At 67.4% G+C, this 15,501-nt stretch carries 15 protein-coding genes; 6 read left to right on the forward strand and 9 right to left on the reverse strand.

All coding sequences use genetic code 11. From position 1 onward, the window contains the following. Positions 1-21: 21 nt before the first annotated feature. A complete protein-coding gene (locus ACP2AD_RS09290) occupies positions 22-582 on the reverse strand; it encodes a YqgE/AlgH family protein (protein WP_425229786.1) in 561 nt (186 codons plus the stop codon). A 91-nt stretch (positions 583-673) separates the two neighbouring features. On the opposite strand from ACP2AD_RS09290, the gene ACP2AD_RS09295 reads away from it, so the two are divergent. The 3 genes from ACP2AD_RS09295 to ACP2AD_RS09305 all read left to right on the forward strand — a co-directional run bounded on the left by ACP2AD_RS09295 (position 674) and on the right by ACP2AD_RS09305 (position 3,612). Beyond that, on the forward strand, positions 674-1,153 hold the full coding sequence (locus tag ACP2AD_RS09295) for a peroxiredoxin (protein WP_425229787.1): 480 nt from the start codon (positions 674-676) through the stop codon (positions 1,151-1,153). 235 nt (positions 1,154-1,388) lie between these two features. Continuing rightward, positions 1,389-2,852, forward strand: coding sequence for an AMP nucleosidase (locus tag ACP2AD_RS09300; protein WP_425229788.1), 1,464 nt, complete (start codon positions 1,389-1,391; stop codon positions 2,850-2,852). A 64-nt stretch (positions 2,853-2,916) separates the two neighbouring features. Next, positions 2,917-3,612, forward strand: coding sequence for a hypothetical protein (locus ACP2AD_RS09305; protein ID WP_425229789.1), 696 nt, complete (start codon positions 2,917-2,919; stop codon positions 3,610-3,612). On the opposite strand, the gene ACP2AD_RS09310 is transcribed toward ACP2AD_RS09305, so the two are convergent. From ACP2AD_RS09310 to ACP2AD_RS09330, 5 genes are all read right to left on the reverse strand, one after another. Beyond that, positions 3,609-4,496, reverse strand: coding sequence for an SDR family NAD(P)-dependent oxidoreductase (locus ACP2AD_RS09310; RefSeq protein WP_425229790.1), 888 nt, complete (start codon positions 4,494-4,496; stop codon positions 3,609-3,611). The genes ACP2AD_RS09305 and ACP2AD_RS09310 overlap by 4 nt on opposite strands. Positions 4,497-4,731: 235 nt before the next feature. Beyond that, positions 4,732-6,561, reverse strand: coding sequence for a M2 family metallopeptidase (locus ACP2AD_RS09315; RefSeq protein WP_425229791.1), 1,830 nt, complete (start codon positions 6,559-6,561; stop codon positions 4,732-4,734). A 55-nt stretch (positions 6,562-6,616) separates the two neighbouring features. Next, positions 6,617-7,378, reverse strand: coding sequence for an alpha/beta fold hydrolase (locus ACP2AD_RS09320; protein ID WP_425229792.1), 762 nt, complete (start codon positions 7,376-7,378; stop codon positions 6,617-6,619). Further along, complete coding sequence (locus ACP2AD_RS09325; RefSeq protein ID WP_425229793.1) at positions 7,359-7,796, reverse strand: GFA family protein; 438 nt, start codon at positions 7,794-7,796, stop codon at positions 7,359-7,361. The genes ACP2AD_RS09320 and ACP2AD_RS09325 overlap by 20 nt, the downstream gene beginning before the upstream one ends. Then, positions 7,793-8,497 carry a 2-hydroxychromene-2-carboxylate isomerase gene (locus ACP2AD_RS09330; RefSeq protein WP_425229794.1) on the reverse strand — a complete coding sequence of 235 codons (705 nt, stop codon included), beginning with the start codon at positions 8,495-8,497 and terminating at the stop codon, positions 7,793-7,795. Before ACP2AD_RS09330 ends, ACP2AD_RS09325 begins: the two co-directional genes overlap by 4 nt. Positions 8,498-8,515: 18 nt before the next feature. On the opposite strand from ACP2AD_RS09330, the gene ACP2AD_RS09335 reads away from it, so the two are divergent. From ACP2AD_RS09335 to ACP2AD_RS09345, 3 genes are read left to right on the forward strand one after another with little or no spacing between them, the layout of a single operon-like run. After that, a complete protein-coding gene (locus tag ACP2AD_RS09335; RefSeq protein WP_425229795.1) occupies positions 8,516-8,962 on the forward strand; it encodes a MarR family winged helix-turn-helix transcriptional regulator in 447 nt (148 codons plus the stop codon). After that, entirely contained in the window at positions 8,955-10,022 is a 1,068-nt protein-coding gene (locus ACP2AD_RS09340; RefSeq protein WP_425229796.1) for an HlyD family secretion protein, read from the forward strand. The genes ACP2AD_RS09335 and ACP2AD_RS09340 overlap by 8 nt, the downstream gene beginning before the upstream one ends. After that, positions 10,009-11,583, forward strand: coding sequence for a DHA2 family efflux MFS transporter permease subunit (locus ACP2AD_RS09345; RefSeq protein WP_425229797.1), 1,575 nt, complete (start codon positions 10,009-10,011; stop codon positions 11,581-11,583). The genes ACP2AD_RS09340 and ACP2AD_RS09345 overlap by 14 nt, the downstream gene beginning before the upstream one ends. On the opposite strand, the gene ACP2AD_RS09350 is transcribed toward ACP2AD_RS09345, so the two are convergent. The 3 genes from ACP2AD_RS09350 to ACP2AD_RS09360 all read right to left on the reverse strand — a co-directional run bounded on the left by ACP2AD_RS09350 (position 11,580) and on the right by ACP2AD_RS09360 (position 15,437). Beyond that, positions 11,580-12,026, reverse strand: coding sequence for a GFA family protein (locus ACP2AD_RS09350; RefSeq protein WP_425229798.1), 447 nt, complete (start codon positions 12,024-12,026; stop codon positions 11,580-11,582). The two genes, ACP2AD_RS09345 and ACP2AD_RS09350, sit on opposite strands and share 4 nt — an antisense overlap. A gap of 109 nt (positions 12,027-12,135) precedes the next feature. Beyond that, entirely contained in the window at positions 12,136-13,164 is a 1,029-nt protein-coding gene (locus ACP2AD_RS09355) for an aspartate-semialdehyde dehydrogenase (RefSeq protein WP_425229799.1), read from the reverse strand. Then, positions 13,164-15,437 (reverse strand): DPP IV N-terminal domain-containing protein, encoded by a 2,274-nt coding sequence (locus ACP2AD_RS09360; protein WP_425229800.1) that lies wholly within the window; start codon positions 15,435-15,437, stop codon positions 13,164-13,166. The genes ACP2AD_RS09355 and ACP2AD_RS09360 overlap by 1 nt, the downstream gene beginning before the upstream one ends. Positions 15,438-15,501: the final 64 nt, after the last annotated feature.

The following is a 15,501-nucleotide window of genomic DNA, read 5'->3' on the forward strand; positions in this document are numbered from 1 at the left end:
CCGGCACGACACGCGCCGCATTCAGGCCCGTCCCACGGACCCCACCAACAGCCGCGGATCGATGCCCGCGCCCGCGAACCCGCGCTCCCAGCGTTGGGCGGCCGCTGTGTCGAACAGCAGCGCCTCGTCGCCCTTGACGGTTACCCAGCCTGGCCGCGTCAGCTCGCCTTCCAGCTGCCCCTCGCCCCAGCCGGCATAGCCGAGCGCCACCAGCCAGCGGCTCGGCCCGCGCGACCCGGCGATCGCGCGCAGCACATCGACCGTGCTCGACAGCGACCAGCATCCGGCGACGTCCAGCGTATCCTGCCCGCCCCAGTCGCGCGAATGGATCACGAACCCGCGGCGCGGTTCGACCGGACCGCCGATATGGACGGGCGCATTCTCGCTCTCGCCCGGATCGATGGAGAACTCTTCCAGCAGGTCATGAAAGCCGAGCCCGTCATAGGTCTGTCCGATCCCGACCCCGACGGCACCCTCCTTGCCGTGCGCGCACATCGCCACCACCGCATGGGCGAAGCGCGGATCGGGCATTGCGGGCATGGCGAGCAGGAATTTCCCGGAAAGATAGACTGGGTCGTCCATGACTTGGCACCATAGCCCGGCGCCGGCGCACCGTCGCGCTTGAAATCGCGCGCGCATTCGTGGAACGCGCGGTGACCACAGGAGAAAGACCATGACCATCGCCGTCGGCGACCGCCTGCCCGAAGCGACCCTCATCAAGGTGACCGCCGACGGGGTCGAGCCCGTCACCACCGCCGACTATTTCAAGGGCCGCCGTGTCGCGTTGTTCGCGGTGCCGGGCGCGTTCACCCCGACCTGTTCAGCCAAGCACCTCCCCGGCTTCGTCGAAAAACGCGACGAGCTGGCGGCGAAGGGTGTCGACGAGATCGCCTGCACCGCAGTCAATGATGCGTTCGTGATGGGCGCTTGGGCGAAGTCTGCGGACGCGCAGGGCATCACCATGCTCGCCGACGGCAACGGCAGCTTCGCGGACGCGCTGGGTTTGAGCGCCGACAGTTCCAAGTTCGGCATGGGCATGCGCAGCAAGCGTTACTCGATGATCGTCAACGACGGCGCGGTCGAGCAGCTCAACGTCGAGGCGCCCGGCGAGTTCAAGGTCAGCAGCGCCGACTATCTGCTCGAGTCGCTTTAAGAGGTCCGGCCCGCGGGCCGGACCCGAGTTGCGCTCCGCTGGTCATTTTTCGCTGTCCTACACGCCGATGGCCGGTGCAGGACCACGTCATGACGTGCGAAGCGAACTCTTCCGACCTGCCGATCATGGTCGCGGGCGGGCGCCGCGCAACGTGGTCTAGCGGACAACATGGACAACATGCCGGCGGTGTTGTCCCCGGCTTGCCCCTGATTGTCGACACGCGTAGCGGCTTCCGATGACAACCGCATCGCAGATCGTCGCCGAGCTGGACCAGCTGTATCGCGCCGCCGTCGAGCGCCTCCAATACGCGCTTACCGCTTATCTCGCCGACGGCACTCGCCCCGATCCGCAAGCCCGGCGCGAAGGGCTGTTCGCCTACCCCGAGATACGCGTCCGCTATCGCGGCGACGATGATCGGCCGCACGGATCGATGACGCCGCTGCGGTCGTTCGGCCGCCTCGTAACGCCCGGCGACTACCGGATCAGCGTCACCAAGCCCGCGTTGTTCGCCGATTATCTGACCGAACAGTTGACCTTCCTGATCGAGGATTACGGCGTCGAGGTGGAGGCCGCGCCCGGCCGCCAGGAAATCCCCTTTCCCTATGTGCTCGACCCCGGCCACGCGCTCAGCCTGGACGCGGTGTCTGCCGCGGAATTGGCGCGCTGGTTCCCCGCCACCGAGCTGCAGCAGATCGGCGACGAAGTTGCAGATGGCCTGTGGATTCCGCAGGACGCCACGCGGCCGCTGGCGCTGTTCGACGCGCTGCGAACCGACTTCAGCCTCGCGCGGCTCCGCCACTACACCGGCACGCCGTCCGAGCACACGCAGCGCTTCGTGCTGTTCACCAATTATCATCGCTATGTCGACGAGTTCGTCCGCTGGGGCGCGTCGCAACTCGCCCCGAATCCCGATGGGAGCCCCAGCCGCTTCACCGCGCTGTCGGGTGCGGGCGGCGTGCTGATCGATCGGCCCGAGGACGTCGAGAACATCATCTCCGACAGCGCGTGGCGGCGGCATCAGATGCCCGCCTATCACCTGATGGCGGCGGACGGCACCGGCATAACCCTGGTCAATATCGGCGTCGGGCCGTCGAACGCGAAGACGATCTGCGACCACCTCGCCGTGATGCGGCCGGAGGCGTGGCTGATGATCGGCCATTGCGGCGGCCTACGCCCGTCGCAGCGGATCGGCGACTATGTCCTCGCCCACGCTTACCTTCGCGACGATCACATCATGGACGACGTGCTCCCGCCCGAGATCCCCGTGCCTGCGATCGCAGAAGTGCAGGTCGCACTCGCCCGCGCCGCCGAGATTGTGTCCGGCCAGTCGGGCGAGGACCTGAAACGCCGGCTGCGAACCGGCACCATCGTCACTACCGACGACCGCAACTGGGAGCTGCGCTACAGCCGTTCGGCGCTGCGCTTCTCATTGAGCCGCGCGGTCGGCGTCGACATGGAATCCGCCACCATCGCCGCCCAAGGCTACCGCTTCCGTGTGCCCTACGGCACTTTGCTCTGCGTGTCGGACAAGCCGCTCCACGGCGAACTGAAGCTCCCCGGTCAGGCCAACCGCTTCTACGAACGCGCGATCAGCGAGCATATGCGGATCGGCATCGAGACCTGCGAACAACTTCGCCGCGAGGGCGACCGCCTTCATTCACGCAAGCTGCGCGCGTTCGACGAGCCGCCTTTCCGCTGATCGCGGAAACCAACCGCTCGCTGCGCGTTACGCAGCCGTACCGATTTAGACAGGGAAGCTTTGAATGGCCGACGACACCCCCGATACGCCCGGCGCCCCCGCCGGCGACACGCCGCCCACTCCGCGCCGCCGCGCCGCCCCGCGCAAGGCAGCGATCCGCAAGCCCAAGGCTGACGGCGCCGCAACGCCCAAGCCGGGCCGCTCGTCTGCCCGCAGCGTCGTGGCGCGGGCCGAGGGTGCGGTGACCCGCGCCGCGACCAGCGCCCGGGACGCCGTCGTCGACGCGGAACAGCGCGTGGTGCGCGCGGTAAAGCCCCGTTCGACGAAGCGCGCGACCCCGACCCCGGCCCGGACGACGCGCGCAGCCGCGGCGTCCGATGGGGGCGGCGGCAACCGGAAAACGCGCACCAACGCCGACAAGAAATCGTCGACAACGGCGTCGGGCGGCCGCTCCGCCAACAGCAAGTCGACGCTGGCGAAGGCGACCGACCGGGTCGGCGGCAAATGGGCGGCCGCAGCACTCGCGGGCGTCGCCGCGGCCGGCGCGACCGCCGCCGCGGTGCTGACGCTGCGCGGGTCGAGCGGCAAGGGCCTCGGCACGGCGAGGAAACCGATCGACGTTTCCGGCAGCGGCGACAAGGAGAAGATGCACCCGCAGACCGTCCATTCCGGCGGCGCGCATCAGGCGGACGGGAGCGACTCCTCAGCCTCGTTCCGAGCAGGGATCGCGGACGAGGGGACGGTACCGAACAAGCGCTAGGCCGCCAGCCCGACCATGGTGGCGCTGTCGTCCCACAGCGCTGCTGCGGCGGCTCGATCCTGCGCGAGCGAAGAGGGCGTGCGGTCGATCGGCACGCGGTTGTCCATCGACCAATAAACCCCGCGTCCGCTCCCATATTGCGGCGCGGTCGCCAGCGCCGCCAGGGCCGCTCCCGAAATCGGGGCTCGGCTGACGCCCCTGCCCCGCACCACCAGCGGCAGCACGCGTCTGAACATCCACGCGAGCGGCGCAGGATAGGCGCGCGCCAGCCCGGTGCCAGGCACGAAGCCCGGATCGAACGCCATCAGGCTCAGACCCGGCCGATCGGCCCACCGCCTGGCCGCCTCCAGCACCGTCATCAGGTTGCACAGTTTGGACGACGCATAGGCCCGCCGCCCCGCAGTCCCCGGCGACGGATCGCGCTGCAAATCGCGTTCGGGATGCGCCAGCCATTCGGCGCGTGCATGACGGGGAGCGGGCATGCCGGTCTTCATTGCCGGATCGTGGACGCCGCTAGCGGTCAGCACCACCCGCGCGTCAGGCGCCAGCACCGGCTCCAGCAAGCGGAGCAGCAGGTAGTGCGCCAAGTGGTTGGTGGCGAAGGTCAGTTCGTATCCTTGCACGCTCTGCATCGGCCGCGTCAGTTGAATGCCCGCATTGCCGATCAATGCATCGACCGGTCCGGCCAGCTCGTCGGCAAAGGCGCGCGCACTGTCGAGATCGGCAAGATCAAGCGGTAACACCGTCGCCTTGTCGGCGAGCAACGGTGGAACAGCGTCCGGCGAGCGCGCGCCGATCGTCAGTCGCACGTCCGGCATCGCCGCCAGCCGCAAGGCGGCCTCCCGCCCGATCCCGCTTGTCGCCCCGGTCATCACAATGTGCACGACTACCGCTCCGTTGATTGGTCGACCAACCCGTAACCCTGTTGGCTATGGTCGCAAATCGACCACGATCGCCTCGACGATCGCGCGCTCCGGCGACGTCGCAGTTTGGGCGACTGGAAAGGCCGGGTCGGTGGTTGCCTTGACGCTCGCCGCTCCAGCCCGTCCTGTGTCACCGCTCGGAAAGCGGCATCGATCAGTCGATCGCGCGTCGACCCTTCGCCAGCCGTGGCCAGACCTACCACCCGGTCGCATGCCCCCGGTTCTGCTGGTCCAGCCACGCCTTCAACGGCGCGAAATATTCGACCAGCGCCGCGCCCGACATCTCACGGCTGCCGGTGAAGGTCTGGAGCGCGTCGGGCCAGGGCCGCGACTGGCCCATGCTGAGCATCGCGTTCAGCCGCTGTCCAACCGCGCGGTTGCCATAGAACGAGCAGCGGTGGAGCGGCCCCGTCCACCCCGCCTGCTGGCACGCCGCCTTGTAGAACTGGAACTGCAGCACCCGCGCCAAGAAATAGCGCGCATAAGGCGTCGATGCCGGGATATGATATTTCGCGCCCGGATCGAACCGCGTCTCGTCGCGCGCGACCGGCGGCCGCACACCCTGATAGCGGAGCCGCAGCGCATCCCATGCCGATTGATAGTGATCCGGCGTGATCTGCCCGGAAAAGACGCCCCAGCGCCATTTGTCGACCAGCAACCCGAACGGCAGGAACGCGACCTTGTCCATCGCCTGGCGTAGCAATAGGCCGATGTCCTTGTCCGCCGCCGGCACGTGCGCCCGGTCGAGCAGCCCGATCCGCACCAAGTAATCGGGCGTGATCGACAGCGCCACGAAGTCGCCGATTGCCTCGTGGAACCCGTCGTTAGCGCCATTCTGATACAGGTTGGACTGGCCCATATAGGCGCGCTGATAGTAGTTGTGCCCCAGTTCGTGATGCACCGTGACGAAGTCGTCGCCGTTGACCTTGATGCACATCTTGACGCGGATGTCGTTGGCGTTGTCGATATCCCAGGCCGACGCATGGCAGATCACGTCGCGATCGGCGGGCTTCACGAATTGCGAGCGTTGCCAGAAGGTCTGCGGCAGCGGCGCGAAGCCCAGCGACGAATAGAACGCCTCCCCCTGCCGCACCATCCGCACCGCGTCGTAATTCTGCGCTCGCAGCAGCGCCTCGGTATCGTAGCCGACGTCGCCCGCGCCGGGCGGCGCGACGATGTCATAAATGTTGCCCCATTCCTGCGCCCACATGTTGCCAAGCAGGTCGGCGCGGATCGGGCCGGCCGCGGGCTGGACCGCGTCGCCGTATTTCTGATTGAGCTTCCAGCGGACATAGGTGTGGAGCGCCTTGTACAGCGGCTCGACCTGCAGCCAGATGCGATCAACCTCGGCCGCAAACTGGTCGGGCGACATGTCATAGCCCGACCGCCATAGCGCGCCAGTATCGGCGTAGCCGAGCTGGCGTGCGCCCTCGTTGGCGATTGCCGCCATGCGCTGGTAATCGGTCCGCATCGGTGCACCGACATGGTCGTGCCAGCTCGTCCACATCTCCTGCAGCCGCGCCGGGTCGCGCACCGTCCCCATCGCCGCCTCGATGTCCGAGCCGTTGACTGGCCGCCCGTCGAGTGTGCCCTGCCCGCGCCCATAGGCCGACGACATGCGGGTTGATATCGTCGCCAGTTCGGTCGCCGCGCCATCGCGGGTCGGCGCCGGCAGGGTGATGCCATTGCGCATCAGGTCGAGCTTGCGGCGCGTGTCTGCCGACAGGCCTGGGACGCTGTTGAACCGCGCCGCGCCCAGCGCATAGCGGACCTGCAGCTCGGTCTGATCCGCCGCCGCCCGCGCGGCAAGCGCGTCGGTGTCGTCGGTGATGAAGGTCGCGTTGACCCAGGCTGCGCGGTTCCAGTCGGTTGCCCGCGCCGCGAAGGTCCGCTCCGCCTCCGCGACAAAGGCGTCGGCCTCCACCGCCGTCGGGCGCGCCGCCGCTGCTGGGAGCGCGGTCGGCGATGGCGCGGCTACGGCGAGCATCAGCGCCAGCGCGGCGCAGGAGGCGGTCAGTCGGAGCATGGGCACCTCGGGAGCGACGATATACCCGCCAGAGTGCGGCCCCGCTCCGCCCCGGTCAAGCGGCCAAGAACGCGGCGATCGCCTGTCCCAGCTCGGGTTTGACGACCGCGCTCATGTGCCCGCCGGGCACCTCGATATAGCGTCCCTGCGGCAACGCCTCGGCCAGCGCGGCCGCCGAGCCGTTGTCCTGATCCTCCGCGCCGCAGACCACGCCCACCGGCAGGTCAAAGGTGCGGATCACGGCGTCCGGCGTGTCGGCGAAGGTGTCGATCACGCCCAGCAGCGCTTGCGCATCGCCACCTGTCGTCCGCAGAAACTGCTCGGCCATCCACGCCCCGCTCCCGCGTTCGTGCAGGCCGAGATTGATCAGAATGTTCCGGAAATGCCCGGCGCGCCGCCCGGTGTCGGTCAGCCCCTCCAGTCCCATCCCCGAGAACACGACGCGGCGCGGGGCCGCGCCGGTGGCCAGCATCCGCGACGCGGTGCGCGCGCCGAGCGAATAGCCGACCAGGTCGTACTCGCCGAGCCCGAGATGCGCGACGAGCGCATGCCCATCTCGGGTCAGCGCATCGGGCGGATAAGCGGCCGGATCGCGCGGCTTGTCGCTCGACCCGTGCGCGCGCAGGTCGGGCATTATGACGCGGAAGCCCTCGGCCACGAGCGCTGCGGCATGGCCGTAGCGGATCCAGTTGGTCCAGGCGTCGGAGAAGAAGCCGTGGAGCAGGACCGCGGGTCGCCCCTCGCCCAGCTCGCGCCACGCAAGCCGCGCACCGTCCCAGCCAGCGAAGAAATGCGGCTCAATCGGGGAGGTCGGCACCGGCATCCTTCCACTTCTGCACAATTCGTGGGTTTGCGTCGGTGCGGCTGCGCGGCAGGCTGGCGGTATGCAGCCACGCCTCGTGAATACTCTCCACGCCGCTATGCTCTACCGGCGTCAACCGCCCGGCCTCATCGAAGCTGCCGACGGTCAGGTCCAGTCCCTCCGACCCGTCGCCCTCATAGGTCAGCGGCGTCCCGCACGCGGCGCAGAAGCCCCGCTGCGCAATTGGCGACGAGCGGTATCGGTCCGGCTCGCGCGCCCAGGTGATCGCCCCGCGCTTCACCTGCTTCAGCGCCGCCGCGAAGCCGCCGGTGGCGCGCTGGCACATCCGGCAATGGCAGAGATAGGCGTCGAGTTCGTCGACCTCGACCCGGTAGCGGATGCGCCCGCATTGGCAGCCGCCGGCTAGGATCATACCGCCTCCCGCCGCTGCAGCCCCGCCTGTCGCATCCGCCATAACGCCAACTCGATCCTGTCCTGGCCGAAGAACGGCTCGCCGGCGAAGACGAGCGTGGGCACGCCCCAATGCCCCGCCGCCTCCAGCGCCGCCTGGTTCGCCGCGACCTCTTCATCTAAGATCTGGGCTTCGGACTCGGCCGCCGCCGCCAGCATCGTCCAATCGAGCCCGGCGGCCGTGACCGCCTGTTCCAGTCGCCCCGCCGCTGTCCAGCTGCCCTCGCCGTCCCAAATCAACGGCATGACCGCGTCAGCAAAGGCGAAGCCGGCACCCTGCCGCGCCGCGGCCTGGCCCATCCTTACCAGCCGGAAGATCTGCGGCTGCTCCGCCGCGATCGACCGCGTTGCCAAGTCCTGTATGATCGGGTCTGGGTCCGGCCGTCCCATCGCGATGCCGTGAAAGGCAGCGAGGCGCAGTACGTCCAGCCTGGTGTAGCGCAGCCAGTTCGGATGATTTCGTTCGAAGAAATCCGGCTGCCGGATCGCCAGTGGATAGACTGGCCGCGCATCGAGCTTCAGCGTCAATTCGCGCAGCACCGCGCGCCACCTGACCAGCGCCAGATAGCTGTATGGGCTGCGAAACGAGAAAAAGAGCTGCGCGTCCACCACGACGTTGTTTCCGCTCGCCGCGATCGGCGCAACCCTTTCATTGCTAAGCATCCTTACTATATGCGGTGTATGACCGACGGCATCGGCTTCCTGTTGAGCGACGTCGCGCGGTTGCTCCGCCGCAGGTTCGACGAGCGCGCGCGCGCGATCGGCGTCACCCGTGCGCAGTGGCGGGTCTTGACGCTGCTGTCGCGGCATGAAGGCGCGAACCAGGGTGCGCTGGCCGATATGCTGGAGGTGGAGCCGATCACGCTGTGCCGGATGATCGACCGCCTCGCGGAGGCGGGCCATGTCGAGCGCCGCCGCGACCCGGCCGACCGGCGGGCATGGAACATTTATCTGACCGATCGGTCACGACCGTTGCTCGATCAGCTCCGCGCGATCGGCGACGCCGTGCTCGCCGATGCGCTCGGCGGGCTCGATTTGGCCGGTCGGACGTTGCTTACCCAGTCCCTCGACCAACTTCGCGCGAACCTGTCCGCGCCCGATACCAAGGACCGTGTCGCCCATGGCTGATGCCGACCCGCAGCGGATGCCGGCCATGGCGGTGGATACGCCGGTCACCGCAAAGCCACCCCGCCGCTGGCTGCGCACCGGGCTGATCCTGGTAGTGCCGCTCGTGATCGCCGCGATCGGCGCCTGGTTCTGGCTGACCGGCGGCCAGTTCGTGTCGACCGACAACGCCTATGTGCGGCAGGACAAGGTGTCCGTATCCTCCGATGTCGCCGGACGCATCGTCGAAGTGGCGGTGCAGGAAAATCAGCACGTCGCCTCTGGCGATCTGCTGTTCCGCATTGATCCCGCACCCTATCGGATCGCGGTCGACCAGGCGAACGCAGCGATCGCCAATGCACAGGTCCAGCTCACCTCGCTGCGCGCCAGCTACGCCGGGACGGCCGCCGACATTCAGGGCGCACGCGCCGCGGTCGCCAATGCGCAGCAGGATTATGGCCGTCAGCAGGCGCTGCTGGGTCAGGGCTTCACCACACGTGCGCGATTGCAGCAGGCGGAACTGGCGTTGAGCCAGGCGCGCGCGCAGCTCGCCAACGCGCAGTCCGCAGCCGAAGAGGCGCGATCCAAGCTGGCTTTCGGGGCCGCCGCGCCAGGCGAGAACCCGGCCATCGCCGCTGCCGAGGTCCAGCGCAGCCGCGCCAGCCTCGACCTCGGCCGCACTGCGGTACGCGCGCCGGTCGCGGGGACGATCAGTCAGGCAGGACGGCTTCAGGTGGGCAACATGATGATCACTGGTCTGCCCGCCGTCACCATCGTCGCCAACGGCCGCTCGTGGATAGAGGCCAATTTCAAGGAAACCGACCTCAACAAGATGCGGGTCGGCCAGGCTGCAGAGCTGACGTTCGACGCCTATCCGGGCTTACGGCTGCGCGGCCATGTTCAATCGATCGGCGCCGGTACCGGCTCCGAGTTCTCGGTGCTGCCGGCGCAGAACGCGACGGGCAACTGGGTCAAGGTTACGCAGCGCATCCCAGTCCGGATCGCGATCGACGAGGACTCGCCGCGCCAGATGATCGCTGGACAGTCAGCCAAGGTGCGGGTGGACGTGCGTGGCGTCCACTGAGCTGAAGAGCTTGCCCGTTGCAGACCTGCCTCTGCTGCAAACCTCCAACCGTGCCCTGCTGACGATCGGCGTCATGGCGGCGACAATCATGCAGATCCTCGACTCGACGATCGCCAATGTCGCGCTGCCTCACATCAAGCCCGATCTGGGTGCGACCGATGACTCTATCACCTGGGTGCTGACCAGTTACATCGTGGCGTCAGCCGTCGCGATCCCGCTCACTGGCTGGCTGGCGGACGCGATCGGCAGCCGCAAGCTGTTTCTGACCAGCATCGCCGGCTTCGTTGCGGCGTCGATGCTGTGCGGGCTCGCAACCAACCTGCCCGAAATGGTGGCGTTTCGCGTTCTTCAGGGCGTCGCCGCCGCCTTCATGAACCCGCTCAGCCAGACGGTGATGATGGACATCAGCCCGCCGTCAAAACAGGCGAGCGCGATGGCGGTATGGGGGATGGGTGTCATGGTCGGCCCGATCCTGGGGCCCGTGATCGGCGGCTGGCTGACCGAGAATTACGAGTGGCGCTGGTGTTTTTATGTCAACGTACCGATCGGCGTCGCCTGCTTTGCGGTGCTCTGGTGGTTGCTGCCCTCGCGTCCGCTGGCGCGACGACGGTTTGACCTGTTCGGCTTTTCCATGCTGGCGCTGGCGATCTCCGCCCTGCAGGTGATGCTCGACCGCGGCACCAACGCCGACTGGTTTCATTCGACCGAAATCTGGATCGAGCTGGCGGTCGCGGTCAGCGCCGCGTGGATGTTCGGCGCGCATCTGGTGACTGCGCGCGAGCCGATGTTCGATCGTGCGCTGTTCGCCAATCGCAACCTCGTAACCGGGTTGTTCTTCATGCTGGTCGTCGGCGTCATCATGATGGCCAGCATGGCGCTGTTGCCGCCGATGTTGCAAAACCTATTCGGTTACCCGGTGATGGATACCGGCCTGTTGCTGGTGCCGCGCGGCGTCGGCATCGTCGTGACGATGTGGGTCGCGGGCCGCCTGATCGCGCGCGGCACGGACCCGCGCATCATGGTTGCGGTAGGCCTCGTGATCGCCACCATCACGCTGTGGCAGATGACCGGATGGACGCTGCAGATGGGCGCACGCGAGTTCGTCATCGTCGGCTTCGTCCAAGGGCTCGGGCTGGGCCTGGTCTTCATCCCGCTGAACATCATGGCGTTCGCCACCTTGTCGCAACGGTCGCGGACGGAGGGATCGAGTCTGATGAACCTGTCGCGCAATATCGGCGCGTCGGTCGGCATCTCCGTTGTCACCGCCTTGCTCGGGGCGGGCATCCAGCGCAATCATGAGGAGCTGGGCGCACGTTTGCCCGACCTCGGTGTCACCGGAAGCGATCCGATCGTCGCGGCGATTACCGGCACCACCACCGATCAGGTGCTCGCCGTGGCGAACGGCATCGTCAATCAGCAGGCGGCGATGATCGCCTATCTCAACGATTTCGCGGTGATGATGGCGCTGACCGCCTGCGCCATCCCGCTGGTGCTGGTATTGCGCCGCCCAAAGCTGGGCGGAGCGCCGGCGACATCGGCCGCCGACGCGATGGGGCATTAGGCGAGCAGCGCGGCCACGAACGCATCCGGCGGGGCAGCCTCGCCCCATTGCGGCACGGCGGGGTCCAGCGTCACCCACGTTTGCTTGTAGTTGGTGAAGATGTGCGCCCGGCACGCCAGTTCTTCCGACCGTTCGAGCGTCCCCGCCCGCACCACCACAATCCCCGGCCGACGCGTGTTGGTGTTGTAGATCCGCGCCAGGCACTCGCCGCAGAAGCGCTGAGCGGAGGTACGTGGCCCGGAACTGTCCTGCGTCACGATCTCGCGCACGATCACCGGCCCGGTGACGGTCAGCTGCTCCTCACGCACCAGCGCTTGGACGCTGAACGCGCTCCCGCTTGCGCGTTGGCAGATGTGGCAATGGCAGGCATAAACCGGCGGCAGCGCCGGCACGTCGATCGCATAGTTACAAGCCCCGCAGCGGCAGCGGCCGGTGATTGTCATAGCGGGCGGCCCAGATCGGACATGTCGGATGCCTTGACCTTAGAGAGGAACCTGATGCCGGCGAACAACACCAGGCACTTTCGCACGTTCGGTGATCGCCTGCACACCTTCAAGCCGCCTTCTGCAAATGCCGCCGTCCAAGCAGCTCCGCGATCTGCACTGCATTCAGCGCCGCACCCTTGCGGAGGTTGTCGCTAACGCACCAAAGAGACAGGCCGTTCTCGACGGTCGGGTCCTCGCGCACGCGGCTCACATACGTCGCAAACTCACCGACGCACTCGATCGGGGTGACGTAGCCGCCGTCCTCACGCTTATCAACCAGCATGACGCCCGGCGCCTCACGCAGGATCGCCTGCGCCTCCGCCGCCGAAATCTCCTCCTCGAACTCGATATTGATCGCTTCGGAATGCCCCACAAACACGGGCACGCGGACGCATGTGGCGTGCACCTTGATCTTCGGATCGAGGATCTTCTTGGTCTCTACCACCATCTTCCACTCCTCCTTGGTCGAACCGTCGTCGAGGAAGCTGTCGATGTGCGGAATGACGTTGAAGGCGATCTGCTTGGTGAACTTGGCGGGCGTTGGCTGGTCGCCGACGAAGATGTCGCGCGACTGGCTGAACAGCTCGTCCATCCCCTCCTTCCCCGCGCCCGACACCGACTGATAGGTGGCGACCACCACCCGCTTGATCCGGGCGCGGTCGTGGAGCGGCTTCAGCGCCACGACCATCTGCGCGGTCGAGCAGTTCGGGTTGGCGATGATGTTGCGGCGCGTATAGCCCGAGATCGCCTCGGGGTTCACCTCCGGCACGATCAGCGGCACGTCGGGGTCCATGCGATAGAGCGACGAATTGTCGATCACCGTGCACCCGGCCTGCGCGAAGGCCGGCGCGTACTGCTTGGTCGCGGCGGAGCCGATCGCGAACAGCGCCATATCCCAGCCGGCGGGATCGAAATGCTCGATGTTGCGGACCTTGAGCATCCGCCCGGTCTCACCGAACTCGATCTCGTCACCCTGCGAACGGGCGGAAGCCAGCACGGCGATCTCGTCGGCCGGAAATTCGCGTTCCGCGAGGATGTTGACCATCTCGCGTCCCACACTCCCCGTCGCGCCGGCGATGGCGACCCGATAGCCCATCATCTGTTCTCCGCCGGCGCGGCTGGCCGGTTCTTCACGTTGCGGTCAAGGAACGCCAGGATGGTGCCCCACAGATGCTCGCTGACACCCTCGCCGCCGACGCGGTGAGTATAGCCCGGATAGAACATCATCTCGAACGGCGTCCGCGTCTTCTGCATCTCGGCCGCGACCAGCGTTGAGTTGGTCAGGAAGACGTTGTCATCGGCCATGCCGTGCAGGAGCAGCAGCGGATCGCGGATATGGTTGGCTTCGACCACCGCACTCGACCCGGCATAGCTGTGCGGGTCGTGCCCCGGGTCGCCCAGATAGCGCTCGGTATAATGGGTGTCGTAGAGCTGCCAGTCGGTGACCGGCGCCCCCGCCACCGCCGCAGCATAGACGCCGGGTGTCTTCTCAAGCATCTTCAACGACATATAGCCGCCATAAGACCAACCATAGGTCGCGATCCGCCGCCCGTCGACGAAGGGTAACGTCTTCAGATAGGTCGCGCCCGCCAGCTGATCGGCGACCTCCACGGTGCCCATCGCGTGGTAGATCTGGTCCTCGAACGCCTTGCCGCGGTTGTACGAGCCGCGATTGTCGATCTTGAAATAGATCCAGCCCTGATCGACCAGATATTGCGGCAACGCCCCCTGCCAGCCGCGGGTCACCTGCTGACCGGTACCGGGGCCGCCATAATGTTCGAAGAACACGGGATAGCGCCGGCCGGGCTCCAGTGGCGGCGTGATCATCTCCCAATAGAGCGTCGAGCCGTCGGCGGCCGGGATGGTCCCGAACCGCGTCGCCTGGTGGCTCTGCACGAAGGGAAAATAGGGATGCCCGGCGCGCACGGCATTCTCGTTGACCCACGACAGGCGATGCCCGCCGGTATCGGCAAGATAGACCTGGGGCGGCTGTGCGGGATTGGAGCGCGTCACGATCAGCCGCGTCGCCGCACGATCCATCGCCGCCGCGTTCCACCAGCCCGGCTCGGTAAGCCGCGTCAGCGTGCCCGGATGAGCAAGGTCGAGCGAATAGAGGTGCTGCTCCAGCATATCGTCCTTGTTGCCGGTCAGGTACAGCCGCCCATGCGCCTCATCGACCCCGACCAGCGCCGTCACCACCCACGATCCATGCGTCAGCTGCGTCCAACGGCCGTCGGCGAAGCGATAGAGATGACCGAAGCCGTCGCGCTCCGACCGCCAGATCAGGCTGCCGTCACGCATGAAGTGGTAGCTGTCGGAAAGATTGAGCCAGCTTCGCGCGCCGCTGCGTTCGGTGAACAGCACGATCGCATGGCCGGTGGCGGGATCGACCTCCAGCATGTCGAGCGTCTTCTGGTCGCGGCTCTCGCGCTGAACCATCAGATGCCGGCCATCGCGCGTCCAGTCGACGCGCGCGAGGTAGATGTCGGGGTTGGGACCGAGGTCGACCTTGACCTGACCCGAGCCGTCGGGGCGCATCACCCACAGCTCGACCATCACGTTGGGGGTGCCCGCCGATGGATAGCGCTGTTCATAGGTCCGCGTCCCCGACGCGCCGATCGACGCGCGGATCGAGGTGTGGACGGACGCTTCGTCGAAGCGCTCCACCGCGATGTAGCTGTCGTCGGGCGACCACCAATAGCCGGTGCGGCGGTCCATCTCCTCTTGGGCGACGAACTCGGCCTCGCCCCAATGTATCGTGCCCGCGCCGCTGGCTGTGACCTGCCGCGCCGCGCCGCCGGCGAGCGGCTGCACCCACAGGTTCTGGCCGCGGACGAAGCTGATCGATCCGCCGCGAGGGGAGACCGCCGGGTTAAGCGCATCGCGCGTCCCCGCCAGCCGTCGCGCCCGCCCGTCGAGCGTCGCCAGGTACAGCTCACCGTCGAGCGGCACCAGCAGCGAGCGGCTGTCGGGCGCCCAGCTATAGCTCACCACTCCAACCTTGCCGGTCAGCGAACGATCACGCTCGCGCTGCATCTTCTCGGCCTCGGACAACTCCGCGCCGCTGCCGACCCGCTTCGAATCGACCAGCATCCGCTCCTGCCCGGTACGGGTGTCGAGCGCCCACAGGTCATAGCGGTTGCGCTCGTCGGCGCGCGGACGGACGGAGGTGAGCAGCGTGCCGTCGGGAGAGAGCTTGAGCGACTGCGGCTGCTGGCCGGACAGGTCCGGACTGCCGAACACGCGCGCCAGCGTCAGGTCGCCCGGATGCACTTGGGATTGCGCGGGCGCGTCAGACGCCACGGCGACGCTCCCCAGCCCGACCAGCGCCGATCCCGCCACTCCCATCCCGATCAGCCATGCGCGCATCCATTCTCTCCACCGGGCTCGCCGCGCGGGTTGCGCGACGGTTAAGCCGGGGTCAACCGCGTCT

Source organism: Sphingomonas sp., from assembly GCF_965248875.1.
Taxonomy (GTDB): Bacteria; Pseudomonadota; Alphaproteobacteria; order Sphingomonadales; family Sphingomonadaceae; genus Sphingomonas.

Excerpts from the sequence above, each read along its gene's own strand:
- ACP2AD_RS09350 (WP_425229798.1), bottom strand. The coding sequence starts at position 12,026 with ATGACAATCACCGGCCGCTGCCGCTGCGGGGCTTGTAACTATGCGATC.
- ACP2AD_RS09305 (WP_425229789.1), top strand. The coding sequence starts at position 2,917 with ATGGCCGACGACACCCCCGATACGCCCGGCGCCCCCGCCGGCGACACG.
- ACP2AD_RS09340 (WP_425229796.1), top strand. The coding sequence starts at position 8,955 with ATGGCTGATGCCGACCCGCAGCGGATGCCGGCCATGGCGGTGGATACG.
- ACP2AD_RS09335 (WP_425229795.1), top strand. The coding sequence starts at position 8,516 with ATGACCGACGGCATCGGCTTCCTGTTGAGCGACGTCGCGCGGTTGCTC.
- ACP2AD_RS09295 (WP_425229787.1), top strand. The coding sequence starts at position 674 with ATGACCATCGCCGTCGGCGACCGCCTGCCCGAAGCGACCCTCATCAAG.
- ACP2AD_RS09360 (WP_425229800.1), bottom strand. The coding sequence starts at position 15,437 with ATGCGCGCATGGCTGATCGGGATGGGAGTGGCGGGATCGGCGCTGGTC.
- ACP2AD_RS09315 (WP_425229791.1), bottom strand. The coding sequence starts at position 6,561 with ATGCTCCGACTGACCGCCTCCTGCGCCGCGCTGGCGCTGATGCTCGCC.
- ACP2AD_RS09300 (WP_425229788.1), top strand. The coding sequence starts at position 1,389 with ATGACAACCGCATCGCAGATCGTCGCCGAGCTGGACCAGCTGTATCGC.
- ACP2AD_RS09355 (WP_425229799.1), bottom strand. The coding sequence starts at position 13,164 with ATGGGCTATCGGGTCGCCATCGCCGGCGCGACGGGGAGTGTGGGACGC.
- ACP2AD_RS09325 (WP_425229793.1), bottom strand. The coding sequence starts at position 7,796 with ATGATCCTAGCCGGCGGCTGCCAATGCGGGCGCATCCGCTACCGGGTC.
- ACP2AD_RS09330 (WP_425229794.1), bottom strand. The coding sequence starts at position 8,497 with ATGCTTAGCAATGAAAGGGTTGCGCCGATCGCGGCGAGCGGAAACAAC.
- ACP2AD_RS09290 (WP_425229786.1), bottom strand. The coding sequence starts at position 582 with ATGGACGACCCAGTCTATCTTTCCGGGAAATTCCTGCTCGCCATGCCC.